Here is a 26,359-nt window from a genome sequence, read left to right on the forward strand (position 1 = left end):
AGAGCCCTGACACCGGAATCGTGAACCGAGCGCCGACGAGTGTGCCGGGGCGTCCTGTCCGTGCTGCACACGGCCATTGCCGGCAAGCACCTGCCGCAGGAATCGGCTCGCCAAGGCTCGGTCCCGGCACAGAACGCGGTGGCCGCCCTGTGCTGAACAGCGGCGCCATTCCCCTGTAACGGCTCACGCCCCCATAACGGCGTACGTCCCCGAAGCAAACGGTGCTCCGGGGACGGTACGTGCCTGTGGCGCGCCGCCACTCGTCAGTGGTCGTGCGGCGCGGGGTAGGCCTTGGGCAGGCGCATGCCTCGTTCGGCCATGATCTCCCGCACGTGGTTGGGGTAGTTGGTGATGATGCCGTCGACGCCCATGTCCATCAGCGCCTCGATCGTGGCCTTGTCGTCACAGGTCCACGGGATGACCTTCAGGCCGCGGGCATGAGCCTCGGAGATCATCTTCTCGTCGGGGTAGAAGCGGAAGTTCGGGTCCGCGACGGTGCCGTTCTGCGGGAAGCCGTAATTCGGGGAGAGCGCGGTGACACCCGGGACAGCCGAGGCCGCCTTGACGAAGTCGCCGTCGTAGTCGTCGGCGTCGATGCCTCCCAGCCATGGGGAGGCGCCGGGCTTGCCGACCTGAAGGAAGTCGTAGTTGGTCAGCGCCACCAGCGGGTAGGACGGCGCGAGCTTGTGCATCTCCTTCAGCGCGCCCCAGTCGAAGGACTGGATGGTGACCTGCCGCTCGATCCCCGAGCGGTGGATCTCCTCGTGGACGCGGCGGACGAACAGCTCGCGCGGCGCAGTCTGCTCCGGCGCGCCCGCCTCGACCTTGGTCTCGATGTTGAGCTTGACCTGCTTGGCGTTGTAACTCTTCACGAGATCGAGGACGTCCTTGAGCTCCACCATCCGGAAGCCCTTGACCTGCTCCTGCTCGGGAAAGCCGGGCAGCTGCTGGTAGCCGCAGTCCATTGTCTTGATCTGGGCCAGCGTCAGGTCCTTGATGTACTTCCCGACGTACGGGTACATCGGGTCGCCCGGCGTCACCGGCCCGGTGTCCTTGCACTTCTGGGCACTGATCTGCCGGTCGTGGTTGACGACGACCTTCTGGTCCTTGGTGATCTGGGTGTCCAGCTCCAAGGTGGTCACTCCGAGGCGCAGGGCCTTGGCGAAGCCCTCCAGGGACTCCTCGGTGGTCATACCGATGCCGCCGCGGTGGGCCTGGAGGTCGAAGTGGGTCTGCTGGGGCGGGACGTGGCCGTTGTGAGTCGTGGCCGCGTGGGCCGTCGCGGGGACCACGAGCGCGGGTACGACGGCCAGCGCGGCAACTGCATGCCGGAGGGACATGTGAACCTCATGTGCATCGGACGAACTGGACCCTGTGACGCTAAGCCGCAGTTCCAGCCCGTACGGAGCCCAGACGTTAGGGCACCGTGAATGCCCGGGGAACTGTTGTTCACCGGGCACCGCAGCGAACCGCCCCACCGCACGGGAGGCCGCCCACGCCGTCGAGGTCACTGTCCGAGCGGCGGCTGACCCGCGTCCCCTTCGACAAGGCATCGCTTTCCCACCAGCCGCCAAGCCTGATCGGGCCTTGGGAATTCCCGATCGGGCGCTGGGTCATGAGCGTGATCGTGCCTCAGGTGAGGTGGGCCTTGCTGTGCTGGGCCGGCCTCATCGCGGGGTCATGAGTCAGCGCGGCCCCAGGGTGAACAGCGCGACTATCAGCAGGACCAGCAAGGCCCAGCCGAGCACCCCGATTTTCCGGCGCTGCGGGTTGCGCCCCTGGCGCCATGCGTCGACCTCGTGCGGAGCGTCTCCCATGGTCAACCATCCTACGATCCGACGTCCACGGCGGGGTTGGCAACTGGTCGCAGGGAAGCGCGCATAAGGTCGGTTTAGCTCGATCGTGTGATGGCCGGGTCGTGGGCTTGCGGTGCCCTGGGGTGGCCGGGGTAACGTCGCCGTGCGATCTTGGGACGCCGGGTGCGGTGCCAGCGTGCGGGGCCCCTGCTTCACCGGAGTGATGGTTCAGGGCCTCCCCGTCGCCTCTGGCCGCACCCACTTGGCCAGGTCGCCCAGGGAACTGGCCTCCCGGGATCGGACCACGCACAGGATGCGTGTCGCTGCCTCGGGGTCGAGTACGCCGGGGACCAGTGCGCCCAAGACCGTTCGGGGCGTGCCAGTGCGCGGACACACTCCCGCTCACTGCTCAGGAACGGTCGGCTCGTGTCCACCGTCCATGAGCAGGGTCCTCTGGACCGTTCCTAACCAGTGCGCATGAGTGGGTCTTGGACCCACTGTTGCGTGCTGGGCGCATCCCGAACGGTGTTGGATGCGCTGGGTTCCCGCTTTCGCGTCCCGTTCGGTGACGGCCCTGCGGGGGGCCGGTCCGTTGTGGGTGGGCGGGTTCCCTCACGCCCCCGGGCGCCTGGTCCGGCCTGGGCGGTCCGATGCCCCGCACGATCACTCCGGTCGTGCGGGGGCGGTGCCGTCCGACGCCGGATCGGGTGCCCGAGGGCGCGTCGTCCGATCGCGATGCCCGCGGCATCGTGACGGGACATGGTGCGGCGGGGGGTGACCAGCGGCTTCTGCCAGTGCTGGGCACCCCACCGGGAGGTGTAGGCGGGGTCGACCGCGACCATGCTCAGGCCGTGTTCGGCGGCCATCGAGACGAGCCGGGCCTTGAGCCTGCCGGTCGGGATGCCGGAGATGAGCTGCCGGAACCGTTTGCGGCGGCCGTGCTTCTCCCGGGTCTTCTCGGTGGTGAAGTCGAGGTCTTCGATGCCGATCGCCGCGACCCCGACCTGCTCGGCCCAGTGGATCAGCCGGGTCAGCGCGTGGCGGAGCTGGGCGTCGCGGTGACCGGCGGTCCCGGACAGGTCGAAGCCGAAGCGGCGCGGGTCGCCCATGGGGTTGCCGTGCCGGTCGAGCCGGTAGGCGGCGAAGTGGTCGGCGTTGGTGTCGACACCGATCATGCCCCGGGCGCGGGCGGCGGACAGCGTCATGGTCGGGATGGCGGGGCGCTGCCAGGACGCGGTGAGGTACCAGCGGCCGCGCTGGGTGTCGAGGTGGATGCGGTAGGCGACGGCCCGGTTCGCCGCGATGCGGTCGGCCCACTCCTGGCCCCGGTGCGCAAACGCGATCCGGGAGGCGAGGACGTACCGGCCGTGCCCGGCGTTGGCCAGGTGCGCGAGCGGGGCAGGCAGTCTGATGGACACTTCGCCGTCCGGGGTGACGCGGATCGTCTCGTTCCCGAACCGCTTCCCCGACTCACCGTCCGCCGCGATGAACCAGCGCTCCGCCTCCCAGCGTTCCCGCCACTGGCCCTCGGTGAGCCGGGCCTGGGCGAGATGGTGGCGGGTGTTGAACAGACGTCTGCCGCCCCGTACCACCCGCACCCGTCCGGCCTGCCGGTCGGCAACAGCAGCGGCCTGCCGGTCTTCCAGCATCACGAGACGGCGAGACTTGCGGAACCACTCGCTCTTCGACCGGTAGCCACCCGCCGCGCGCTTGGTGCCCTTCTCCCCGACCGGGAGGGACAGCCGGTGCCGCAGCATGTTGATCCCGGCCTCCAGCGTCTTCATGTGCGCGGCCTGGCAACGGCGCGCGAGCGCCCACTGGTCGTGCGTGGCCTTGGTGATCGCCCCCGCGATCCGCGACGACGACACCCCGGTCAGCTCCCGCTTACGCGCCGCCCAGGTGTCCGCGCCGTGCTCCAGACCGTCCGCACAGCGGGCCTTGAGATCACGGGAAGCCAGCGCACCCTGATGCTCACCGACCGCACGCAGCACCATCTCGTCCCGGGGAGTGAGGTGCCCCAGACGGTCCCGGACTGCCACCCCGCAAGGCCCCGGCACCACGAAGGGCACGGCCAACTCCCGCACACCACCCACCGCGCCACCCCCTCCCGCAAGGCCGGACACCCGTCACCCAGCCCAACGAGCAACAGCCGCCGAAGGTCACCCATTCGACCCCGGAACCCCCGTTCCCACCCCCCACAAACCCACCGACAGGACCCACTCCCGCTCACCACCACTCACTTCAGCTCAGCAAACCGACAGCAGCTCACAACCCCTTGCGGACCAGGAGCCCCTCTCGGCGGTCGGGCAGTGTTCAACTTCCGGGTGCGGTTCCTCATGGGCGGCAACGGGAACGGTCGAGACCCGTCGGTGATCGCAGAGCCACAACGCCGGAGGGGGCCCATCCGCGAAAGCGGCCCTCCCCGCCCAGGCGGCAGCGGCTCAACCCGACAGCAGCTGACGGGGAAGGGGCGCAACGTGCCCTGAGTGGCTTCATACGCGCAGATGGGTGATTTCGACTACCCTCGAAAGGTGTGCAGAGAGCCGCCTGAGCTCGAACTCTGGACAGCGAGGTCAGGACATGACCAAGATGCCGAAGCCATCCCAGCCCCCACACGACGAGGGGCCGAGCCGGCACAAGGGGGCGGCGGAGCGCGATCTGCGCGCCCACGAGCAACGGCACGGCGACCTCGATCTGAAGTCGCCGGCCTCGACTGCCCGTCAGCAGTACACGCAGGACCGGAGCAGCGGGCAGGAGCACGTCGGGGACCGTCCGGAAGAGGCGGGGGGCGAGGCGCGCCGGCTGGTGTGCCGACGCCTCGATGGTTGAGGAAGCGGCCACAGACCCGGCCCGGCCGGGCGCTGCCCGATCCGGCCGTTGGGGACCTGCCCGAAGCCCTGTCCGTCGGCTGACCGTCCGGCAGCATCACCGCACACAGAGAAGGTGTTCCACCATGGAGCGAGGAAGCAACCAGGTCAGTCCGCACAAGGACGATGCGAGGAAGCACGAACTGCAGGGCTATCTGAGGTCCGGCCACTCCACCCATGCCGAGGAGACCTACGATCCCGAGCCGGCAGCCGACGACGACGTGCGAGTGGACGCGGGTGGCCCCGTGCCCCCGCCCGGCGAGGCAAGGGACCGGATCCGTGCCGAGAAGGCGGCTGAAGCTCTGAGGTCCGATCTGGCGCGCCACCTCAATCGCACGGCCTTCCCGGGCAACCGTGCGTCACTCGTGCAGACCTTGTCGAAGGAGCATGCTCCGGACACTCTGGTCGATGCCGTGCGCGAACTGCCCAGGGACGAGCGCTACAAAAACGCGGGGCAGATCGTCCGGGCGCTGGGTCACCGGCCCCACGCCTGACTACGTGGAATCGTCGCATCGCGGGCCCGTCCACGCATAGAGGTGCTGTCTCCGTCCCCGCGGTGGAAACCGGCCCTCGCCCGGAGCCCTGTGACAGTGACGTCCTGGACAACGACCTCGAGGTCCGCGTCGAAGAGCTCAGCGATCGTGATACCGGTTCGTCTCCGGAGTATCGCTCCTGCACGGCACTGGCGGAGACGACCGGCCGGGGTGCATCCACGCGCTTCGAGTGGCGCACAACCGGCCCGGGCGGCGCACAGCCGGCGGCCGGCGGCCAGGAGGGGCCTCACGCAGCCAGTCGGGGGGATGAACCGTGGGAGTGCCTGAGGGCAAGAAGATCGCGTGCGGTCATCGTGTCCGCAATCCTCATGTGCGGAGCCGCCTCGGAGCAGCGATGCTGGCGCTCCAGGACGCGGGCGAGAGCGAGGTGGGCAGAGGCGTGGGCGGGCTCGTCACGCAGGACCTGACGCAGCTCCGCCTCAGCCAGGGAGAGCTGCGCCGTGTAGTAGTACGAACGGGCGAGGAGCATCCGCAGGTCGAGGTTGCGGGGCGCCGCGGCAACCAGGTCCGTGAGAACTCGGGAGGCCGCGCGGTAACGCTGGGACTCGAAGAGGCGGCTCGCATATTGCCGCCGCTCGCTCCAGCTCACTCCCTGTATACCGGCCATCACGTTCTCCGTTCACTGCGCGAACATTCGTTCAGCGGTTCAGACGCCTGACGCCTGAGGCATTCCGAGGCGCGGGGAGTCGATGAGCCCCTCGCCCGACCATGGAAACTTCGTTGAAGCTTGAATCATTCCCGCGCGGGTTCCACCCTAGGGAAGGAAACGCATAAGGGACCCAACGCCTACACCGCTCGACTGCGCGCTCTCCCGTCATCGCCCAGCAAATCGTTCCAGTAGGCGGCGCACCTGCTCGCTCATTGCGGGGCTGCCCTGGTGCCCTGCGTCGTCGAAGACCAGCAGTTCCGAGCCCGGCCAGGCCCGGCTGAATGCCCAGGCGGCATCGAGCGGACAGCTCAGATCATGTCGGCCATGGATGATCACACCGGGGATTCCGGCCAGGCGACCGGCGCCGCGCAGCAGTGCGCCGTTCTCCAACCAGCCGTCATTGGCAGCGTAGTGGGCACATATCCGCGCGAACGCCACCAGCGCGTCCGACGCGCGGCCGCTGTAAGGAGTCGGCCTGCCGTTGGGCTCCAGGGAGAGGGCGGCGTCCTCCCAGGCGGCCCAGCCGAGGGCCGCCTGCGCCCGCACGCCCGGGTCAGGGTGCTCCAGAAGCCTTCCATAGGCGGAGACCAGATCACCGCCGCGCTCACCCTCGGGCACGCCGTGCCTGAACCGCTCCCACTGCTCGGGGAAGAGTCGCGCGACCCCGCCGCGGTACAGCCAGTCGACCTCCGACCGGCCCATCGTCCAAAACGCGGGCAGCACCATCTCCGACACCCGTTCCGGATGACGTACGGCGTAGGCGACCGACAGCGCCGACCCCCACGACCCGCCGAAGACCAACCACCGCTCCACTCCCAGGTACGCGCGCAACCGCTCCATGTCGCGCAGCAGGTGCTCCGTGGTGTTGAGATCCATGTCTGTGGCGGGATCGCTCGCATGCGGAGTACTGCGTCCGCAGCCCCGCTGATCGAACAGGATGATCCGGTAACGCTCCGGATCGAACGCCTTGGGAGTTCCGGACGGACTCCCGCTGCCTGGGCCACCGTGCACGATGAGCGCCGGCTTGCCGTCCGGGTTCCCGCGCTCCTCCCAGTACACGAGGTTGCCGTCGCCGACGTCCAACATTCCGTGGTCACGGGCCGCGGTTGAGGAGAAGGCGGCAGGCATGCGGTGATCTCCTGTGACGGCAACATGGTCGGCCTCGACCGTACAGGGCTCCCCTGGCTGCCGAGGCGACTCAGCTGACGGGCCGTCGTTCAGCCGGCATTCATGTCGTCAGGTCGTGCCCGCCAGGCGGTGACCCTCAAGGAGCGGTCTCGTACACGCCCCCCCCGTGGCCGGGCACTGCGCCGCGACGCGGGCGAGGGCCGGCGGACGCTGTCGGACGCGTCCGCCGCTCCTCTTTCGCCGTACCTGACCGAGTACATCCGGCGCTTCCACGAGCGCTCCCCCGTGATCCGACGGCTACGGCCGGGCTGCCCGACCCCGTCGAGGACGCCGTCGAGCAGGTCGAGTTCGAGCACCGTGGGCTACCGCGGCCGGTGCCAGTCATGCCTGTCGCCGTGCCCGAGACGATCGCCCTGGGGCGACTCGTCGAGGGCTGTCCCTGGCCGTGGGCCGTGGGCCGTTGGGCCGACGGCGAACATCCGGCGGGCGGCCGGCGTGGCGTGTCGTCGTTGGGACATGTCGCAGGTGCGACACGTGAGGTCAGTGACACGTGCGGCTTCATCAGCCGATTCTTTCGGACAGGTTGTGACCGCCAGCTGTACGAAAGGTCTTTCGCTGATGAGATGGATCCGCTTGACGGCGGCTGTATCGACAGGATTGATGCTGGTTGCCGGAGGCCTGCCGGCCGGCGCCGCGACGCGGACGGCTGACACCGGGACCGCCACTCGAGCCGCCGCCGTGCCGGGAGCTCGGACCGCGACCGTACGGCTGGTGACCGGTGACCGGGTGACCGTGACATCGCTGCCCGGCGGACGGCGCACCGCGTCGGTCCGGCCCGGACCCGGGCGCGAGCGCATCCCCTTCCGGACGCTGGAGGGGGACGACAAGGCGCTGACCGTGCTGCCGTTCGACGCCGAGGCGTTGGTGTCCGCCGGCACACTGGACCGTCGGCTCTTCAACGTGACGGCCCTGATCGCCGATGGCTACGACGAGGCCCACGCCTCCATGCTTCCGCTGATCGTCTCCTCGGAGCCGTCACGGGTCGGGGCCAGGGTCAGCTCGCAGGCGGCGAAAACCGCCGCGGCCACTGCCGACCGGCTGGTGGCGTTCAAGGCGGCCGCGACGCCCGCCCGTAGGCTGGAGAGCCTCGACGCGCGGTCGCTGCGGGTCACCGGCGACGACCTGGGCCGCTTCTGGAAGACGCTGAACCCCGGCGGAAAGTCGGACGCCGCCCGTGCCGCGGTGGCTCCGCGGGTCTCGCTGGACGGCAAGGTGAAGGCCGTGCTGGACCGCAGCACCGCGCAGATAAACGCGCCCACCGCTTGGAAGGCCGGCTACGAGGGCCAGGGCGTGAAGGTGGCCGTGCTGGACACCGGTGTCGACGCGGGCCACCCCGACCTGGCCGGTCGCATTGCGGAGGCGAAAGACTTCTCCGGCAGCCCGAGCACGGACGATCACTTCGGCCACGGCACGCACGTCGCCTCGACCGTCGGCGGCACGGGCGCCGCGTCGTCGGGCACCCGGCGCGGTGTCGCGCCCCACGCCGACCTGCTGATAGGCAAGGTGCTGGGCGACGACGGCTACGGCTCGGAGTCTTCCGTCATCGACGGCATGGAGTGGGCTGCCGCCGAGCACGCCAAGGTCGTCAACATGAGCCTCGGTTCGGACGCCGAAACCGATGGCACCGACCCGATGAGCCAGGCCGTCAACGCCTTGACCGCGTCCACCGACACGCTCTTCGTGGTCGCCGCGGGCAACGCTGGCCCGGGCCCCTCCACCGTCGGTTCTCCGGGAGCGGCCGACGCCGCGCTGACCGTCGGGGCCGTCGACCGTGACGACTCCCTCGCCCCCTTCTCCAGCCGCGGCCCGCGGCAGGGGGACAAGGCGGTCAAGCCCGACGTGACCGCACCCGGGGTCGGCATCGTCGCCGCCCGCGCGTCCGGCACCACCATGGGCACCCCGGTCGATGCCAACTACACCTCCGCGTCGGGCACTTCGATGGCGACCCCGCATGTCGCCGGTGCCGCCGCGCTGCTGGCCCAGCAGCACCCCGACTGGGGCGCCCAGCAGCTCAAGGACGCCCTGATCAGCACCTCCCACACGGTGCCCGGCACCAAGGTGACCGAGCAGGGCGGCGGCCGCATCGACCTGGCCACGGCCATGGGCCCCGTCACGGCCACCGGCAGCGTCACCCTCACGCCCCTTGAGGCCGGCGGCGCAGGGGGCCAGACGGCCACCGTCCGCTACACCAACACCGGCAACAAGCCGGTGACGCTCTCCCTGGCCGCCACCCTGGCCACCAACACCGGGCGCGCCCTCGCCGACGGCGCGGTCACCCTCGACTCCCGCACCGTGCAGCTGGCCCCCGGCGCCACGGCCGATGTACCGCTGCACACCGACGCGGCGAACGCCGTCCGCGGCACGTACTACGGCTACGTCACCGCCACATCTGCCGACGGCACCGTGCTCGCCCACACCACTGTGGCCCTGAACGTGCACGCCCCGGTGCACAAGCTCACCGTGGTCGCCCGCGACCGCGACGGCAAGGTCATCGAGGGCGCCGCTCCGGTGATCTGGGGTGCCGACGGCTTCGTGAACTACACGAGCATGGAGCCGGCCGTCGCCGAAGTGGAGGAGGGCACCTACCAGCTCAGCTTCGGCACGCTGGACAGGGCGGCCGACGGCCAGGAGTTGCGCGAGGTGGTCAACCCGGAGGTGAAGGTCACCAGGGACATGTCGGTGACGCTCAACGCCGCCGACACCACCCCGGTGCAGATCCGCACGCCCCGCCCTGCCGAGCAGCGCGGTGTGCTCAGCTACCAGACGTACCGGAAGATCGACGGCAACGGCCTGATCCAGGGCGTGATGTTCTTCGACATCGCCAAGCGGATCTACGTCAGCCCCACTGCTGCGGTCACCGACGGCGACTTCGAGTTCTCCTCGCGCTGGCAGATGGTGGCCCCGCAGCTGCGGGCGAAGGTCTCCGGTACGTCGCTGGGCTTCAGCCCGTATTACGTGAACACCTCCCCGCCCTTCAGCGACAAGGGAGCACGACTGACCGCCGTGGACGCCGGCAAGGGCACGAGCGCCGAGCTTCGCGCCGCACAGGTGCGCGGCAAGCTGGCCGTCGTCCGCTGGGACTTCTCCGACGACCGGGCGCTCGCGCAGGCCGCGGCGGACGCCGGGGCCAAGGCACTGATGCTGGTCGTGGAGGACGACTTCTACCCCTGGACTCGGTGGAGCCCAACCGGTGACCGGATGGCTCTGCCCACCATGCGCGCCGGCGCGGCGGAAGGCACCGCGGTGCTCAAGCGCGCCGGCGAGCGGACCACGACGGTGGAGTTCTCCGGCACGGTCCGCAGCCCGTACCTGTACGACGTGATGCAGGTGTCCAAGGGCTCCGTCCCCAAGCGGCTGGTGTACACCGTCTCCGAGCGCGAGAGCGCGGTGGTCCGCAGCACGTACACCCGCACCGGTGCCTCGTCCTGGGCGAGCGAGCAGCGGTTCGGATGGCGGCCGTACCAGGACACCGCGTGGAACCAGTACACGCGCCACGTTCCGGTGGGACAGGAACGCGTCGAGTACGTGACCGGCGGTGACACGCTGTGGAAGCATGTCGTGCACCACAATGTCATCGACATCCCCGACTTCCCGTTGCAGGCCGGCATGCACGACGACCCGCGCACCTACCGGCCGGGCCAGCGCGCCACGGAGCGTTGGTTCGGAGCGGTGGTCCGTCCGTCGATCCCCCGTGGTGGGCACCTGCCGTCGGTGCGCAACGGCGACACCCTGTCCGTGTACGTTCCGGAGTTCAACGACTCCGGCGTCGGCCACTGGTCGTTCGCGGAGGTCGACTCCTTCGGTGGCGGCGTCGGCACCGGCGTCACGGCGTCCGCGGCGAGCGACACGGCCGCGGCGACGCTGTACCGGAACGGGAAGCTGATCGCCGAGTCCGACCAGGGCGCGTGGGGCAACTTCGAGGTACCCGCGGGCAAGGCCGACTACCGGCTGGACCTGACGACCGTTCGTACCTCGGCCGACTGGCACTTCGGTACCGGCACGCACACGTCGTGGACGTTCCGCTCGGACACCGCAGCCGGCCCGGCACTGCTGCCGCTGCTCCAAGTCGACTACGCCGTACCCGTCGACGCCCGGAACGCGGTGGGCTCGCAGCGCAAGCACACGCTCGGCCTGAACGTCCGGATGCAGGACGGCATGGCGGCGCCGCGCGGCGTGACGCTGAAGGTCGAGACGTCCTACGACGACGGGCGCACCTGGACCACTGCCACCACGGCCCGCAAGGGCAGCGGCTTCACCGCCACCGTGGAGCGGCCGACTCAGGTGCACGGCGACGCGTACGTGACGCTGCGTGTGACCGCGAAGGACGAGGCCGGCAACACCGTCCGGCAGACGGTGGACCGCGCCTACCTGCAGCGCGGCACCGCATGAGTCGCCGGGAACGGTAGAGCGGACCGACCGGGCTGAACCGCGGCGGGTGCCAGGGAGTGTGAACCCTGGCACCCGCCGTGCCCCGTCCCGGCCCACCCACGCCCGACGCCCCGCCCGGGCACCTCACGCCCCCGCCGGCCAGCCGCCGGCACCCGCGGGCCGGTAGGGGGAGCCCAATCCCCGTTCACCCATGCCGCGTTGAGGCGCTGATGGTACGAGCCCGCATGGGACGGTTCTCCGGACACATTGAGATGTCTCATTCGGGTGAGTCTCCGGAGCCCTCCCGAAGCCGAATTGAGCGATCGTCCGTTGGGTGGCTGTCGGGCTCTTCCACAGGACTGGAGTACGCCCGGGTTCCAGGGCGGCCACTACAAGCGTGACCGGGGCAAGCCGGCAGGCAAGGGCTGTCCCGTGTTCGAGGCGTCCCACGGGAGCGTGAGATTCCCGCAATCACTCGCCGATTCCCGGAGTGCTGCCCGTAATCTGCGGCTTTATGAGGGAATCCGAAACTCGCTCCCGGCTCTCGGCACGTGACGCCGTCGGCCTTGCGGAGGTCTTCTCCCTCCACACCTTCCGATCGAGCCGGTCGGGACAGGGGGAAGAGCGGCATGACTGAGGCAACCGGCAGGGTGGCACTGGTGACAGGGGCCAGCAGCGGAATCGGTGCGGCCACCGCGCGTCTTCTGGCCGCGCGAGGGATGCGGGTGGTGGTCAACTACCTCCGCAGCAGCAAGGCAGCCGAGGACGTCGTTGCCGACATCGAGGCCGCAGGCGGCCAGGCCATGGCCGTGCAGGCCGACGTGCGCGAGGCAGCGGCGATCGAGAGCATGGTCGAGCAGGTCCAGGCGGCATGGGGCGGCATCGACGTGCTCGTGCACAACGCGCTCATCCCGTATGCGGTCAAGTCGTTTCAGGACATGACGTGGGAGGAACTGGGCGGCAAGCTCGACGCCGAGATGCGCGCGGCGTTCGCGGTCACCAAAGCCGTCCTGCCCGCCATGACCGAACAGGGCTGGGGACGCATCATCTACCTCGGTACCGGCCTCAGCCGTCGGCCCCGGGAGGGCATGATCGCACTGGGCACGGCCAAGGCCGCACTGGAGCAGTTCGCCCGGTACGTCGCCCAGGAAGTGGGCCCGCGGGGCATCACGGTCAACGTTGTCGCGCCCGGCCCGGTGGAGGACACCCGCATGGCGGATGTGCTCGACGATGCGCACAAGAGGCGGCAGGTGGCCGCTACCCCCCTGGGCCGCCTGGCACACCCCGCCGACGTCGCCCAAGCGGTCGCCTTCTACGCCGGCGAGGACAACGCCTTCATGACAGGCACCACGGCCGCAGTCAACGGCGGGATGTCCATGTACTGACGCCCGCTGTCCTCCGCCCACGGGGCCGCACCGTCCCGGTCCGGCCGACGGCCGATCCGCATCCCGCGCACCGTCACCTCAGCACCACGGGCCGCAGCGCCCGCGGGCGCATGACGGTGACACGATCAGGGAAGAACGTTCATGCACACGATCGATCTCGCCTACGTCGGGCGGGGCCTGCACGAGGAACTGGTCGCCTACATCGCCGACCAGCAGGACTACTACGCCGACGAGGGCGTCCACGTCGCGCTGCGCGACGGCTGCACCTGGGACGAGGAGCGGCTGCGCCGCGGCGCCACCATCGGGCTCGGCCGGGCACTGCTGTCCCGGCTGACCAGTGGTATCCCCTGGGCCGCACTCCATGTCAACACCCACCGCCCGCTGTTCTGGTTCCTCGCCCGCCCCGGCCTGACCTCCCTGGCCGACCTGGCCGGCCGACGGCTGGCGGTGCACGCCCCCCACACCGCGCCCGGGTGCTTTGCCCGGATCGTGCTGCGCCAGGCGGGCCTCGACCCGGACCGCGACATCCGTACCATCGTCCGCTCGCCGGGCGACTACGGCATGGACCTGCGTCGACTGCACGACGGCAGGATCGACGCCGCCCTGGTCGGCAGCACCATGGCGCCGGAGGCGATAGCCGCCGAGCACGGCTGGCAGGTGCTGGCCTGGGTCGGCGACCACTTCCAGATCCCCACCGTAGGCGTGGCCGTCGACCCCACCTGCATTCACCCGGACGACCCCGCGGTCCAGGCCGTCGTACGAGCCCACCGGCGCGCCCTGCAGGTGATCCACAACGAACCCGACACCACGGTGCGGCACATCCAGACGTTCCTCGGCCGACACACCGCGGATGAAGCCCGAGCCCACTACGAGACGTTCATCGCCCCGTATTTCACCACCGACGGCCGAGCCGACCTCGCCGTCGGCGCCGCCGCAATCATGGCGGTCGCCGCCGAACTCAGCGTCCCCGCCGGTGTCACCGCAGCCGAGTTCTACCGCACCGCAAGCGCCACACCCTAAGGGGGCCAGGGCGGAGGTGTCTCGGCGCGCTGGTGGGTGACGTGTCTTCCTGACAGCCCTCAGCCTGATGAGTGGTCGAGATCAGTGGCCAGTCCGCTTCCGGAACTTGTCGGCTGTCTTGTGGCTGAGCTCCTGTGCCTTCCCTCGCAGCTGCTCGCCCAGACCATGCCTCTGCATGGATTTGTCGCCGATTGCCTTGCCAAGGGTCTCCCTCATCTTGCCCTTGACCTGTTTCGCCTTGCCCTTGGTCATCAGAATCCCTGTCCTTCCGAGAGTCGGCAGGGGTGAGGTATGCGGGGCTGTCCTCCCACCCTGCCTCCGCCACCGAAGTGCCGCAAACCGGCTTGTTCGGGGCGGGCACGTCGTCCGGCGTACGGCGGGACGGCCCGACCTCGCACAGCCGCATGTCGTCGCGCTCTCCGCCACAGGACTGTCCGCGAGCGCCGCCCCTCACGCCGACGCCCACATCCAGGTCCGTTGAGTGGTTCCCGTCGGCGGGGCGGCTGACGGACCATGTAAGGGGACGGACTCCGATCGGCGGCCGTGCCTCGTGTTCCGTCTGCAGGTGATCGCAATGAAGGGTTCGATCCGGATCGGGAGTGTGCGGGGGCTGGAGCTGCGTGCGCATTGGAGCGTGCCTCTGATCATGCTGCTCTTCGCGTACGGTCTGGGCAGCCGCACGCTGCCTGCGTACGCGCCGGGCCTGGCGCCGGTGGTGTACGCGGTGGCTGGAGTTATCGGTGCTCTGCTGTTGCTGGTGAGCCTGGTGGCACATGAGGTGGCGCACGCACTCACGGCCCGCAGGTCCGCGATTCCCGTGCGGGACATTACGTTGTGGGCACTGGGCGGAATGACCCGGATGCAGCGGCCGGAGACGGCACGGGCGGCGCTCGCGGTCGCCGTGAGCGGGCCGCTGACCAGCCTGGTGCTCGGTGGGGCCGCGCTGGGAGCCGCGGCCGGGGTGGAGGCAGGGGGCTGGCGGATACCAGCTGGTGTGCTGGCTTGGCTGGGCGGCACGAACCTGCTGCTGGGTGTCTTCAATCTGCTGCCTGCCGCGCCCTTGGACGGAGGCCGAGTCCTGCAGGCCGCGCTGTGGTGGTGTACGGGTGACGAGGACCGGGCCCGGCGGGCGGCCGGGCGCAGCGGACAGGTCATCGGCACGGGCCTCGCCGTGGTCGGATGGCTGGCTTTTGTGCGGGGGGTGCCGGGTGGATTGTGGCTGATGGTCATCGGCTGGTTCGTGGCGCTCACCGCCGCGGCCGAACGACGGTGGGCCGAGCTCCGCGCGACCCTGCGGGGCATACGCGTGAGGGAGGCGATGACCAGTCCGGCCGCCACCGGTCCGGACTGGCTGACGGTGGACCGCTTCCTGTCCGAGGTGGCCCCACAGTCGAGTCATACCGTCCTACCATTGGTGGACTTCGAAGGCCGTCCCAGCGGCGTCATACGGCTGCGCCACCTCGGTGCTCTGCCGTCCCAGCAGCGGGAGACGCTGCGCATACGGGAAGTGGCGACCCCGCTGTCGCAGTGCACACTCGCAACACCGGACGAACTTCTCACCGAGGTCCTGGACCGCCTCGGCTCGGGCGGCGGACTGCCCATCCTGGTCACGGACAGCGCCCGACTCGATGGGATCGTCACCGCCCACGACATCCACCGAGTCGCCCAGCGGCACAGAACGGGCCCTGAGGACGCTACTCCGACCCCCGACGAACGACTTCCGGCACGGCCTGCCGCATCCGGACCCGCGAAGAAGCGAATACGTTCGCGCACCCCATCGGGTTCCAGGGCGACCGGACGGCGCCGGCTGCGTCTATGGCGCCGTGCGCTCGACGCACACAGCTCATGGACCTGGTGTTCACGGTGGGAGCGCACGGATTGCTCGTGACGGCGTTCAACACATTCGACCATTCGGCGCGCGGCCGCATCCGGGGCTGCCGGACGGATGGTTCGACGCCGTGCCCTGAACGGTGGTGGGCACGCGTCCGCTCCGGCACCGACGTCCCGGAGCGGACAACAACGCTGATGCGCCTGTGTCAGGCCTTGGCAGCGGGCTGGGCGGTAACGGCGTTCTCCGCCTCACCGTCCTGTGCAGCGGCGGAGGGGGCAACGCCGGGGATGGTCGCGGCCACCGCGGCTGCCAGGAGCGCGACGCCGCCGCCGATCAGCAGGCCGGTGCGGAAACCGTCCTCGGAGGCGAAGGTGAAGCCGCCCATGGTGACCGTCATCTGCGAGAGGACGACACCGATCACCGCGGCGCCGATCGAGGTGCCGAGCGAGCGCATCAGCGTGTTGAAGCCGTTTGCGGCGGCCGTCTCGGACACCGGGACCGCACTCATGATCAGGGCGGGCATCGCACCGTAGGCGAGACCGACGCCACCGCTGATCACGACGGTGACGATCAGCAGGCCCCAGGTCGAGCCCATCAGCGCCATCGACAGGGCATAGCCGGCCGCGATGACGAGGGAACCGGAGACGAGGGTGAACTTCGGGCCGCGCGCGTTGGTCAGCTTCCCGCCGAACGGCGAGACGACCATCATGACGAGGCCGGCGGGTGCCATCCAGAGGCCCATCGCCAGCATCGACTGGCCGAGGCCGTAGCCGGTCGCCTTGGGGAACTGCAGCAGCTGCGGAACGATCAGCATCTGCGCGTACATGCCGACGCCGATCAGGACCGAGGCGGCGTTGGTGAGCAGCACCCGGGGGCGGGCGGTGGTGCGCAGATCGATCAGCGGGTCACGAGTGCGCAGCTCCCAGAAACCCCAGACCAGCAGGACCACGACCGCGGCGGCGAAAAGGCCGAGCGTGCTGCCCGAACCCCAGCCCCAGTCCCCACCCTTGGAGACCGCGAGCAGCAGACAGACCAGGCCCACGCCGAGGCCGAGCGCGCCGGCCAGGTCGAAGCGCTGCCCCTTCGCCGCGGCCGGTACGTTGGGAATGAAGGACCAGATCATCACGGCGATCAGCGCGGCGAGGACGGCCGAACCCCAGAACAGTGCCCGCCAGCTCGCGTACTCGGCGACCGCGGCGGCGATCGGCAGGCCGAGGCCGCCGCCGATGCCCATGGAGGCGCTGACCAGAGCGATGGAGGAGCTGAGCTTCTCGGGCGGCAGCAGGTCACGCAACAGGCTGATGCCGAGCGGCACCACGCCCATGCCCATGCCCTGCAGCCCGCGCCCGACGATCATCATGCCGACGGACGAGGTCAGGGCGCACACCACCGAGCCCGCGAGCAGCGGCACGCAGGAGGCGAGCAGCATCTTGCGCTTACCCAACAGGTCGCCGAGGCGGCCGGCGACCGGGACGCAGACCGCGGCCGACAGCAGCGTGACGGTGATCACCCACGTGGCGTTGGAGGACGTGGTGTGCAGGATCTGCGGCAGATCCGCGATCAGCGGTGTCACCAGGGTCTGCATGACCGCGGCGACGGTACCGGCCAGCGCGAGCGTGGCGACGACGCCGCCCGATCGGGAGGTGGGCTGGGGGCCGTCCATGAAGGACTCCTCTACTTCGACATTCGAGGCTGGGATGGAATATGCATCATACACATCTCATGTATCGACCACGTTGAATGCATCATGCATGGGGCAGGATCATTGCGATATCGCATGCACCGTCCGGCATGCACAGGACCGTCGAGGAGATCCGATGAGCAGGGCCACGCGCCAGGTGGAGTACGAGCAGATGCTGCAGAGCCGCTACCTTCACCTGCACAAGTCGAAGGGGCGGCGCCAGGGCAGCACCCTGGAGCGCAGCGCGTACATCCTGCTCAGCCGCATCCGAGTGCAGGGCCCGATGTCCATCGGCCAGCTCGGTGACGCCTTCGGCCTGGACGCGTCCACTCTGAACCGGCAGACCGCGGCCGCCATGCGCGCCGGGCTCGTCGAGCGCATCCCGGACCCGGACGGCGGCATGGCACGCAAATTCCGTATCACCGCGGAAGGCGAGCGGCGTCTCGACGAGGAGCGCGAGGGCACCATCCACACCCTGGACCAGATCATGGCCGACTGGTCCGACGAGGACATCGCCGCCTTCGCCGACTACCTCAAGCGCTTCAACACCGACATCGAGCGCCTGGACGGTAGGCCCTGGCCGCGCCCGTGAGATGGCAGCGCACTGGTTCTCGTCGTCCTCCTCAGCCTTGCCCTTGGCCGGCGACTTCGCCGGTGACGCCGTACCCGACGGACTCCCACCCGCCGTCGACGGCGTCGGGCCTCGGCTCCGGTTGGGGGTCCCCCTCCGGCTCAGGCTTGGCGCGATCGAGGAGTTCGACGGCGGTGGCGCGCCCCTCGGGGTCCTTGTCCGGGCAGGCCGCGACGACCTCGGGCGAGGTCCGGCTCCAGGTCTGGCTCTTCGGGGACGATGCGGTACAGCACACCGTGCCCCGACTCCTCGCCGAAGGGCGGCCGGCCGCACGCCACGTACGCGAGTACCGAGCCCAGCGCGAACACGTCGGTGGCGCCGCTCAACCGCCTTGGACCCGAGGCCTGTTCGGACGCCATGCAGGCGGGCGTGCCCACGGCCATGCCGGTCCTGGTCAGCCGGCTCTGTTCGGCGGCCCGGGCGACGCCGAAGTCGATGAGGGTGAGACCGTCGAGAGTCAGCATGACGTCGGACGGCTTGAGGTCCCGGTGCACCATGTCCAGCGCATGCACCGACGCCAGGCCCGCCGCCGCGCGCAGCAGCAGCCACAGCGCGTGCGGGTACTGGGCCCGATGCGCCCGGAACGCGTCCTGCGCCGGGCGGCACCGCCACGGGAGCCTGTTGTCCGGGGCCGCCACCGCCCGGGCCTGGAACCGGCTCCACCCGAGACCGACTCACCGCTCGCCCTGGATCGCCCAGCCGGTCGCCCCGGCTGTGACGTACGTCCTGTTGCCGCGCAGGCGGCCGTCCTACGGTTACCTGCCACGCGCGCCCCGGGCTCGCAAGTGCTCGCGACCGGATCTCGCACAGGCAACACAACCACGGCGGGCACGTGTGAAGGACGGTTCACCATGCCCAGTGATCTCTCGCCAGTCATAGCTGCCGCCGCTCGCTGGCTGCTGTCGGCATTCCCGCCGGCACCTGGCCCGCTGAACGACGCCCTGGCCGAAGCCCAGGCATGGCAGGCGGCTACGATCGCCGCCGCCCTCCGCTACCCCACCGAGCTGGACGCCGAACTCCTGAACCTGCTCGGCCCGGGTGGCTCCGACCGGCTGGACGCCGTCACCGGCACCGATGCCCACCCGCTGGACAGCACCGAATACGCCTGGCGCACCTGGGTGGACGAAACCGTTGTCAGCTGGGCGGCCTGCCTGCTGGCCGACACCGATCTCGCGACCGTGGCAGCGGCCTGCCTGGCTGCAACCCACCACGGCGCGGGCAGTGTGGGCGATGCGCGTCGGCTGACAATTCCCAGCGCTCGCGATCACCGTGCGGCGCCGCTGTTGCGGCACCCGGACCTTGTCAGCCCGATCGCAGACCTCCACCGCGAGACACTGCTTGGCCTCCTCGAGATCGCCCCGGCCAGAAGCTCACCCGAGCCAAGGTAACCACGAAGCCTGCATACCGGTCGTCCACCCCGTACGCGGCCGCGCGCCCTGCGGCTTCCGCGACGCCGACCCGATGCGCACCGCGAATCGAATGCCGGAAACCCTGGCCCGATTCCGGCGGGCCAGGGTTTCCATGCTGTGCGGGCGTTGCTGTTACCACTTGTCGTTGTGGAAGTCCTTGATCACTCGGAAGCTACCCACGACACCGTTCTTGACCCACACGCCGCCGCGGACGAAGTGCGGCGTGACACCGTTGCTGGTGCTCCAGGGGCCGACTGTGGCAACAGGAGAGCCGTTGTCACAGGTTGCGCCGCGGAAGACCTCAACGGTCCGGCGGCTGTCGTTGCGGACGTTGAGAGTCCTGGAGCCCAGACCGCTCACCACGGTGATGCAGCCGTCGGAGTGGGCGGAGTAGGACCGCTCGTTGAAGAAAATCCTTCCCTTGTCGTAGTCGCCGCCGTAGCCGCCGCCACCGTAGCCGCCACCACCGCCACCGCCGTAGCCGCCGCCACCCTTGCCGCCACCGCCACCGCCGTAGCCACCACCGCCACCGCCGTAGCCGCCACCACCGCCGCCGCCGTAGCCGCCGCCACCGCCGTAGCCACCGCCACCGCCGTAGCCGCCACCGCCACCGCCACCGTTGCCGCCGTAGCCGCCACCGTTGCCGTTGCCGCCGTAGCCGCCACCGTTGCCGTTGCCGATGCCGTTGCCGTTGCCGCCACCGTTGCCGATGCCGTTGCCGCCACCTCCGTTGCTCTTGCCCTTCTCCCCGGCGCCGCCGCCGTCCTGCGAAGGCACGCCGGGAGCGGCGGCCTGTTGCTGGACAACGGGCGCGGCTGCGGGGGTGTCCGCGGCCGTGGCGTAGTTGATACCGGTTGCCGCCAGGGCCGCGGCGCCGACAGCGGCGGCGGTCACGACGACAGTACGCGTGGTCATATCGCTTCTCCTGTCTCAGAGACATCGGCTGTAGCCGATGCGTGGCAAACGTACTGAATAGTGTTTTTATCTGTCATATCGGACGCATCGAAAGTGTGACACCAACGGCCGATCGGGTGAATTTGCGCCATTTACGCGTAGAGCTGCGCCTATTTGAGAAGTAGTCACGCCGATCTCTATCTGAATGACTGTCACTTGCCTTGTGGCTCAGCGCTCTGAGTGTCGGTCAGCGTCCGATCTGCCGCGGCAGAGGGCGACGGCAGAAGCCAGGGCCGGACCTGCTCGAAGCACGGATCGGTCCTTGTTCCGACGGACAGCCTGGAGGGGTGCATCCGGGTACGAGAAGCGCACGCATCCGGTTCTTGATGCGTGTCACCTACCGGACACGTCGTCGCAGCAAGCCTTGTCCTGCCAGGCATCGCGACCCCACAGGCCGTGGCACCGACAAGTCGGAGGCTCCACCGCGAAGACTCCCCTGGAAGCCGATCGAGGAGTGACTCGACGCCGTCCGGCATTCGCGCGAGCCCGAATTCGAAGAGGGTGCCGAAGTCGAGCTCGAACCCGTCCTGGTGGTGATCTGATGACTCCATGCGCCTTGAGCATTGCGTGACCAGGAACCACATCGAGGTATGGAATGCACGTGTGCTGCCGCCTGGGACGGTACGGATCACGTTCTGGAAGGTTCTGCGCGGCTCTCTCCTACCGATCCTGGTCTGGGTCGGCGTCGCGTGCTTCGTCTACTTCGTCTACAACCCGGTGGTAGCAGTAGTCCTTGCTGGGCTTTTCACGTTCTCCTTCGTCGTGGGGGTCGCCCTCCGCCGCAAGGCAGGGCACTCCGTCCGGTGCTGCGTTTACGGTGCGGTGGGAGGAATGCTCGACAAGTCGATGGCGGGATTCTGAGGCATTGCGACTGTGGGCGGGCCTTCGTGTTCCGGGTGTGTTGACCGACGCTCCATCGGTCTGGTTCGCAGCGGGGGATGCAGCCGGCGCTCCGGCCCTACGGACCGCGGTATGGCGGCGAGGCCGTGACCGCGCGAGGCTGGCCCACGGTGGAGTGGCAGAAGAGGGGGACCTTCGCGTGACCGACGATCGTTACCGTTTGTTGGCAGATGCTGTCCGGTTACAGTTCCGCTCGCACGGACGTGTCCTGTCCGTCCGCAGAGCCGGCGGTTCCGACCCTGCGCCGGGACAACTCGCCGTGGACAAGCCATCGCAGGTCTGCCGGCCCCACACCGTGGCGATCTGCCGTTTTCTCGCCGCGGGGCGCACGTACCTGGCCCCGCACTGGCCTGTCCCCACCCGGGGAGGCGCATCGTGAAGCGGTATCTGCGCCGGGTGCGGATGGTTGAGCCGACAGTCTCCGCAGCCGAGCACGAGCTGTTCGGCGGGCCCCTGCGCTACGACATGGGCTGGGCCGAACATGAACGTGCGCGGCTCGACTTGAACATGCTCTCGGCCATTCGTGCCATGCCCCGGCTGGTCGGCGGAACCCTGCGCAGGGCCTGGTCCGCCGATCGGCCCGCACTGCTGGCGGTCGGGGTCAGTGAGATCGGCCAGGGCATCGCGGCAGCCGTCAGCCTGCTTGCGGTCAACGCCGTGATGCATGCCCTGCTCGGCAGCGGCACGCCTGTCGACCGCCTGTACGGCGCCCTTCCCGCGTTGATCGCCGGCGCGGTCGTCGCGGTGGTGAACGTCGGCCTCGCCGGCTGGTCCACTTCACGGGCCGGGCGCCTGGAGCCCCTGGTGGAACGGATCGCGACCACCGAGTACCTGGCCGCAGCCACCGCGGTCGAGCTGGAGGCCATCGAGGACCCGGAGTTCCGGCGCCTGATCGATGTCGCGCAGTACGGTGCCGCCTCGGCCCGACGCATGATCAGCGCCTGCGTCGCCGCACTGAACGGAACGATCTCTCTGATCGCCACAGCAAGCGTCCTGACCGTCCTGCACCCCGCGCTGCTGCCCATGCTGCTGCTGATCGCGGCACCGCGCGGCTGGGGAGCCATGCGGGTGGCGCAGGAGCGCTATGTGTCGGTGATGACCTGGGTCGAGCATGTGCGCGCCAGCCGCCTGATCGGCAACCTCCTCACCGAGCGCAGCGCGGCCCAGGAAGTGCGGATCCACTCGGTCGGCCCGTTTTTGTTGGACAAGTACAAGGGGATGGCCCAGAGCGCCGAGGCCGAGCAGAAGCGGCTCGCCAACGGCAAGGCCCTGACCGAGCTGGTGGCCGCTGCCCTGTCCGGTCTGGCCATGGCCGGCACGTACGGGGTGATGTTCTGGCTGATCACGGCCGGGCACATGAGTCTTGCCGTGGCCGGCACCGCCGTGATCGCCGTACGCTCCGGCTCCGCGAGCCTGGGCGCGCTGGTCATGAACGTCAACCAGCTGCACGAGGAGAGTCTTTATGTCCAGGACCACGACAGGTTCCTGGCCGAGGCCGCAGGACGAGCCATCCCCTCGGGCGGGGAACCCGTGCCGCACCAGGTCGAACAGGTCGTCCTCGACAAGGTCACCTACCGCTACCCGGACCGCGACGCTCCGGCCCTGGACGGGGTTTCGATCACTCTCCCCATGGGGTCGGTGACCGCAGTGGTGGGCGAAAACGGATCGGGCAAGAGCACCCTGATGAAGGTTCTGGCGGGTCTGCTGCTGCCGCAGAGCGGCACGGTGCGCTGGGGCGGATCCGAACTGACCGGCCTGGACCGCTCACAGGTGTTCGACCGCGTCGCACTGCTGACGCAGGATTTCCAGCGCTGGCCGGTGACAGCCGCCCTGAACATCCGCATCGGCCGCCCCGACCATGATGCCGAGCACGAGGAACTGGAGCCCTCCGTCGACTACGCCGGCGCCTCCCCGGTCATCGCGAAACTGCCCCATGGTCTACGGAGCCTGCTGGCCCGGATGTTCCGCGGCGCCTCGGAGCTCTCCGGAGGCGAGTGGCAGAAAATCGGGCTCGCCCGTACACACTGGCGCAGCTCCACGTGCCCGGCGGACAGCGTCCTGATCGTCGACGAACCCACCTCCGCGCTCGACCCCGAAGCGGAGATCGCCGCCTTCGACCGCATCCGTCAACTCGCCGGGCCACACCGGGCCGTGGTCCTGGTCACTCACCGCATGTCCGGTGTCCGCCACGCCGACACCATCTACGTCCTCACCCAGGGACGCCTGAGCGAACACGGCACCCACGATGAACTGATCGCCGCAGACGGACGGTACGCAGCCATGTTCCGCACTCAGGCCGCCCAGTACGCACCGGATTCCCGCGCCCGGGTTCCGAACCCCAGCACCCCGCCCGTCCCGGACCGCTCCTGACCCCGCAGACCGAAAGGACGGTCGTGCCTCCGAGCTCCCGCACCTCGCCACGTCCGCTCGGGCCGGGGCTCCCTCCGTGGTGCGGAACCGGCTGACCGACGAGCTCATCGGCGCCGACCAGAGGCGAGGACCGGGCCGGGCCAGGTCAGGTCAGGTCAGGTCAGGTCAGGTCAGGAGCAGGGGCTCATCGCATGGACGCGGTGGGTGGACGCTCGCGTACCGCCCCGTAGGCGATGAAGTACGCCGGCACTCGCTTGAGCCACCGCGAGGTGGTCAACAGTTCGGTCATCCGCTGTGACCGCTTGGCGTTACCGAGGGGCGGGCGTCCCTCCAGTACGGGTGCGATGACCCGCGCGTGGGCGAATCGCTGCAGCGCCTGCGTCACGGCTGTGGTCGGCCACCGGCGGCGCTGTACGGCGCGTACGTCCCCCAGGCCGACCGTACCCCTGCGCAGCGGCTCGACGAGATACCGGGCGGTGGCGACGGCGTCTTCGACAGCAAGGTTGATGCCGATACCGAAGACCGGCGACATCGCGTGCGCCGCGTCACCGATGCACAGCAGTCCCGGGCGGTGCCAGCGCCGGAGGCGGTCGAGCCGTACGTCGAGCATCTTCACCTCGTCCCACGACCGCAGCCCGTGCACCCGGTCCCCGAGCCAGGGGACGGCGGCCGAGAAGTCGGACATGAACCGCTCAAGACCGGCGGCACGGCGCTCGGCATCGGTCCCCTTGGGGATCAGCGCCGCGCACTGCCAGTAGTCCCCACGGTCGATCATGGCGGTGAGGAACCGGTCGCCGACGCCTCCCACGAGCCCGTGCGGATCGCCTTCGCGCCGTGGCAGTCGGAACCACCAGGCGTCCATCGGGCAGGTGAATCTCCGCAGGCCCAGTTCGGGCCGAGACCGGGCCAGCGAGCCCCGGCCGTCGCAGGCCACCGTGAGGGTGGCCCGCAGTTCGCCGGTACGGCCGTCGGGGGTGCGGTACCGCACCCCCGTGACCCGTCCGCGCTCCACCAGGAAGGAGGTCGCCTCGGTGCTCATCCGCACGGAGAACGACGGCTCTCCAGCGGCCTCGTCCGCGAGGAGGTCGAGCAGGTCCCACTGCGGCACCATCGCCACGTAGTTGTAGGGCCCCCGCAGCGCGCCGATGTCTCCGACGGTCACCAGCGAACGGTCAGGGCCGAGCGGCAACTGGACCGTCGTCACCCGCCGCTGCGGCAGACGGGCAAACCGCTCCGCCAGGCCGAGGTCGTCCAGCAGCGCCAGGGTGGACGGATGCACCGTGTCGCCACGGAAGTCGCGCAGGAAGTCGCCGTGCTTCTCCAGGACCGTGACCGCCACTCCGGCCCGGGCCAGCAACAGGCCGAGGACCATTCCGGCGGGGCCGCCGCCCACAACACAGCACGTGGTCCGTTCCATCGCAGCCCCTGCCCTCGGTGAAATCCCGGCATCCATCACACCGGGACATATACCATCAAACCCTGCAAATCTGCCGTGAAGATTCGCGGATCCTTCTGGGAGGCATGATGAGCCAGCAGCCGGTCCTTCTGCCCTACGCCGACCCGGCCTTCGTGGCGGACCCCTACCCGCTCTACCGACAGCTGCGCGAGGACGGCCCGGTACGGCGCGCCGTCATCGCCGGCGGCCTGGAAGCCTGGCTGGTCACGCGCTACGAGGACGGCATCGTGGCACTGTCCGACCCCCGGTTGAGCAGCGACGTCCGTGACGCGTCGGATCCGCGCCTCCTGCAGCGGCTGCCCGCGACCGAACGCGAGTCCGTACTGCGCAACATGCTCCGCTCCGACCCGCCCGACCACACCCGCCTGCGCCGCCTGGTCTCCAATGCGTTCACAGCGCGCAGGGTGGCCGAGCTGCGGCCTCGTGTCCAGGCCATCACCGACCGACTGCTCGACGCGATCGTGCCGGTCGGCCACGCCGACCTCGTCGAGGACTTCGCACTGCCGCTTCCGGTCACGGTGATCAGCGAATTGCTCGGGGTGCCCGTGGACGACCGCCACGACTTCCAGCGGTGGACCGACGACATGATCCTGCAAGGGGCGGAGCCGCCGGACCCGGCCCGGATGGACGCGGCGTGGCGGCAGATGCACTCGTACCTGATCAGGCTCCTGGAGGCCAAACGAGCCCGGCCCGGGAACGACCTGCTCAGTGCGCTGATCGCCACCCGGGACGAGGAGAACCGGCTGGACGAGGACGAGCTGATCGCCATGGCCTTCCTGCTGCTGGTGGCCGGATACATCACCACGGTCAACCTGATCGGCAGCGGCATCGCCGCGCTGCTCGCCCACCCCGACCAGCTTCAGATGCTGCGGAAAGATCCGGCGCTTCTGCCGGGCGCGATCGAGGAGTTCCTTCGCTACGACGGACCGGTCAGCCCCGGGATCGCCCGGTTCGCGCGCGAGGACGTCTCCATCGCGGGCGTGACCATCCCGCGCGGCGCGACCGTGCTGATCGCCTCCGCCATCGCCGACCGCGACCCGGCACGGTTCTCCGAACCCGATCGCCTGGACATCACCCGACAGGACAATGCTCACCTCGCGTTCGGACACGGCATCCACTACTGCCTGGGGGCACCGCTGGCCCGGCTCGAGGGCCAGATCGCCATCGGAACCGCCCTGCGCCGCCTTCCCCACCTCACCCTGGCCGTGCCGCCCGGCGAGCTGCGGTGGCGGCCGGGCGGACTGCGCGGGCCCGAGCGGCTGCCCGTCACCTTCACGTCGGGCAACCCGAACTGAACAAG

General features: G+C 69.7%; 21 protein-coding genes. 11 read left to right on the plus strand and 10 right to left on the minus strand.

The window, feature by feature from the left end; all coding sequences use genetic code 11:
- Positions 1–263: 263 nt before the first annotated feature.
- The 3 genes from ACFU8W_RS34005 to ACFU8W_RS34015 all read right to left on the minus strand — a co-directional run bounded on the left by ACFU8W_RS34005 (position 264) and on the right by ACFU8W_RS34015 (position 3,889).
- The gene (locus ACFU8W_RS34005) at positions 264–1,340 is read right to left on the minus strand and encodes a glycerophosphodiester phosphodiesterase family protein (protein WP_384045562.1); all 1,077 of its coding nucleotides are present in this window, start codon (positions 1,338–1,340) and stop codon (positions 264–266) included.
- Positions 1,341–1,685: 345 nt separating this feature from the next.
- Positions 1,686–1,817 carry a hypothetical protein gene (locus ACFU8W_RS34010; protein ID WP_345510958.1) on the minus strand — a complete coding sequence of 44 codons (132 nt, stop codon included), beginning with the start codon at positions 1,815–1,817 and terminating at the stop codon, positions 1,686–1,688.
- A gap of 443 nt (positions 1,818–2,260) precedes the next feature.
- The gene (locus tag ACFU8W_RS34015) at positions 2,261–3,889 is read right to left on the minus strand and encodes an IS200/IS605 family accessory protein TnpB-related protein (RefSeq protein ID WP_384045565.1); all 1,629 of its coding nucleotides are present in this window, start codon (positions 3,887–3,889) and stop codon (positions 2,261–2,263) included.
- Positions 3,890–4,376: 487 nt separating this feature from the next.
- On the opposite strand from ACFU8W_RS34015, the gene ACFU8W_RS34020 reads away from it, so the two are divergent.
- Together ACFU8W_RS34020 and ACFU8W_RS34025 are read left to right on the plus strand one after the other, a co-directional pair.
- Positions 4,377–4,625, plus strand: a complete 249-nt coding sequence (locus ACFU8W_RS34020) for a hypothetical protein (RefSeq protein ID WP_384045568.1) — start codon at positions 4,377–4,379, stop codon at positions 4,623–4,625.
- 124 nt (positions 4,626–4,749) lie between these two features.
- Positions 4,750–5,157, plus strand: a complete 408-nt coding sequence (locus ACFU8W_RS34025) for a DUF2795 domain-containing protein (RefSeq protein ID WP_345510955.1) — start codon at positions 4,750–4,752, stop codon at positions 5,155–5,157.
- 286 nt (positions 5,158–5,443) lie between these two features.
- Here the strand turns inward: ACFU8W_RS34025 and ACFU8W_RS34030 are convergent, their stop codons facing one another.
- Positions 5,444–5,824, minus strand: coding sequence for a tetratricopeptide repeat protein (locus ACFU8W_RS34030; RefSeq protein ID WP_345510953.1), 381 nt, complete (start codon positions 5,822–5,824; stop codon positions 5,444–5,446).
- A 207-nt stretch (positions 5,825–6,031) separates the two neighbouring features.
- On the minus strand, positions 6,032–6,994 hold the full coding sequence (pip, locus tag ACFU8W_RS34035) for a prolyl aminopeptidase (protein WP_384045572.1): 963 nt from the start codon (positions 6,992–6,994) through the stop codon (positions 6,032–6,034).
- A gap of 618 nt (positions 6,995–7,612) precedes the next feature.
- On the opposite strand from pip, the gene ACFU8W_RS34040 reads away from it, so the two are divergent.
- From ACFU8W_RS34040 to ACFU8W_RS34050, 3 genes are all read left to right on the plus strand, one after another.
- Positions 7,613–11,443 (plus strand): S8 family serine peptidase, encoded by a 3,831-nt coding sequence (locus ACFU8W_RS34040; protein ID WP_384045575.1) that lies wholly within the window; start codon positions 7,613–7,615, stop codon positions 11,441–11,443.
- A 608-nt stretch (positions 11,444–12,051) separates the two neighbouring features.
- A complete protein-coding gene (locus tag ACFU8W_RS34045; protein ID WP_384045578.1) occupies positions 12,052–12,807 on the plus strand; it encodes an SDR family NAD(P)-dependent oxidoreductase in 756 nt (251 codons plus the stop codon).
- A gap of 141 nt (positions 12,808–12,948) precedes the next feature.
- Positions 12,949–13,827 (plus strand): ABC transporter substrate-binding protein, encoded by an 879-nt coding sequence (locus ACFU8W_RS34050; protein ID WP_384045581.1) that lies wholly within the window; start codon positions 12,949–12,951, stop codon positions 13,825–13,827.
- Positions 13,828–13,908: 81 nt separating this feature from the next.
- Here the strand turns inward: ACFU8W_RS34050 and ACFU8W_RS34055 are convergent, their stop codons facing one another.
- Entirely contained in the window at positions 13,909–14,079 is a 171-nt protein-coding gene (locus ACFU8W_RS34055) for a CsbD family protein (RefSeq protein WP_345510948.1), read from the minus strand.
- Between the two features lie 322 nt (positions 14,080–14,401).
- Here ACFU8W_RS34055 and ACFU8W_RS34060 point away from each other — a divergent pair, with 322 nt between their 5' ends.
- On the plus strand, positions 14,402–15,715 hold the full coding sequence (locus ACFU8W_RS34060; protein WP_384045584.1) for a site-2 protease family protein: 1,314 nt from the start codon (positions 14,402–14,404) through the stop codon (positions 15,713–15,715).
- Positions 15,716–15,863: 148 nt separating this feature from the next.
- Here ACFU8W_RS34060 and ACFU8W_RS34065 read toward each other — a convergent pair whose 3' ends face one another.
- Positions 15,864–17,321, minus strand: a complete 1,458-nt coding sequence (locus ACFU8W_RS34065; RefSeq protein ID WP_384045587.1) for an MFS transporter — start codon at positions 17,319–17,321, stop codon at positions 15,864–15,866.
- A gap of 154 nt (positions 17,322–17,475) precedes the next feature.
- Here ACFU8W_RS34065 and ACFU8W_RS34070 point away from each other — a divergent pair, with 154 nt between their 5' ends.
- Positions 17,476–17,931 carry a MarR family transcriptional regulator gene (locus ACFU8W_RS34070; RefSeq protein ID WP_345510944.1) on the plus strand — a complete coding sequence of 152 codons (456 nt, stop codon included), beginning with the start codon at positions 17,476–17,478 and terminating at the stop codon, positions 17,929–17,931.
- A gap of 140 nt (positions 17,932–18,071) precedes the next feature.
- Here ACFU8W_RS34070 and ACFU8W_RS34075 read toward each other — a convergent pair whose 3' ends face one another.
- On the minus strand, positions 18,072–18,608 hold the full coding sequence (locus ACFU8W_RS34075; RefSeq protein WP_384045590.1) for a protein kinase: 537 nt from the start codon (positions 18,606–18,608) through the stop codon (positions 18,072–18,074).
- 213 nt (positions 18,609–18,821) lie between these two features.
- On the opposite strand from ACFU8W_RS34075, the gene ACFU8W_RS34080 reads away from it, so the two are divergent.
- A complete protein-coding gene (locus ACFU8W_RS34080; RefSeq protein WP_384045593.1) occupies positions 18,822–19,358 on the plus strand; it encodes a hypothetical protein in 537 nt (178 codons plus the stop codon).
- A gap of 153 nt (positions 19,359–19,511) precedes the next feature.
- On the opposite strand, the gene ACFU8W_RS34085 is transcribed toward ACFU8W_RS34080, so the two are convergent.
- Positions 19,512–20,294, minus strand: coding sequence for a hypothetical protein (locus ACFU8W_RS34085; protein ID WP_384045596.1), 783 nt, complete (start codon positions 20,292–20,294; stop codon positions 19,512–19,514).
- 588 nt (positions 20,295–20,882) lie between these two features.
- Here ACFU8W_RS34085 and ACFU8W_RS34090 point away from each other — a divergent pair.
- Both ACFU8W_RS34090 and ACFU8W_RS34095 read left to right on the plus strand, forming a co-directional pair.
- On the plus strand, positions 20,883–21,194 hold the full coding sequence (locus tag ACFU8W_RS34090) for a hypothetical protein (protein ID WP_384045599.1): 312 nt from the start codon (positions 20,883–20,885) through the stop codon (positions 21,192–21,194).
- 441 nt (positions 21,195–21,635) lie between these two features.
- Positions 21,636–23,603 (plus strand): ABC transporter ATP-binding protein, encoded by a 1,968-nt coding sequence (locus ACFU8W_RS34095; protein ID WP_384045647.1) that lies wholly within the window; start codon positions 21,636–21,638, stop codon positions 23,601–23,603.
- Between the two features lie 184 nt (positions 23,604–23,787).
- Here ACFU8W_RS34095 and ACFU8W_RS34100 read toward each other — a convergent pair whose 3' ends face one another.
- The gene (locus ACFU8W_RS34100; RefSeq protein WP_384045601.1) at positions 23,788–25,020 is read right to left on the minus strand and encodes an FAD-dependent oxidoreductase; all 1,233 of its coding nucleotides are present in this window, start codon (positions 25,018–25,020) and stop codon (positions 23,788–23,790) included.
- Between the two features lie 107 nt (positions 25,021–25,127).
- Between ACFU8W_RS34100 and ACFU8W_RS34105 the strand changes: the two genes are divergently transcribed.
- Entirely contained in the window at positions 25,128–26,354 is a 1,227-nt protein-coding gene (locus tag ACFU8W_RS34105) for a cytochrome P450 (RefSeq protein WP_384045650.1), read from the plus strand.
- Positions 26,355–26,359 lie beyond the last annotated feature (5 nt).

This window comes from Streptomyces sp. NPDC057565 (genome assembly GCF_042801455.1).
GTDB classification, from domain to species: Bacteria; Actinomycetota; Actinomycetes; order Streptomycetales; family Streptomycetaceae; genus Streptomyces; species Streptomyces yanii.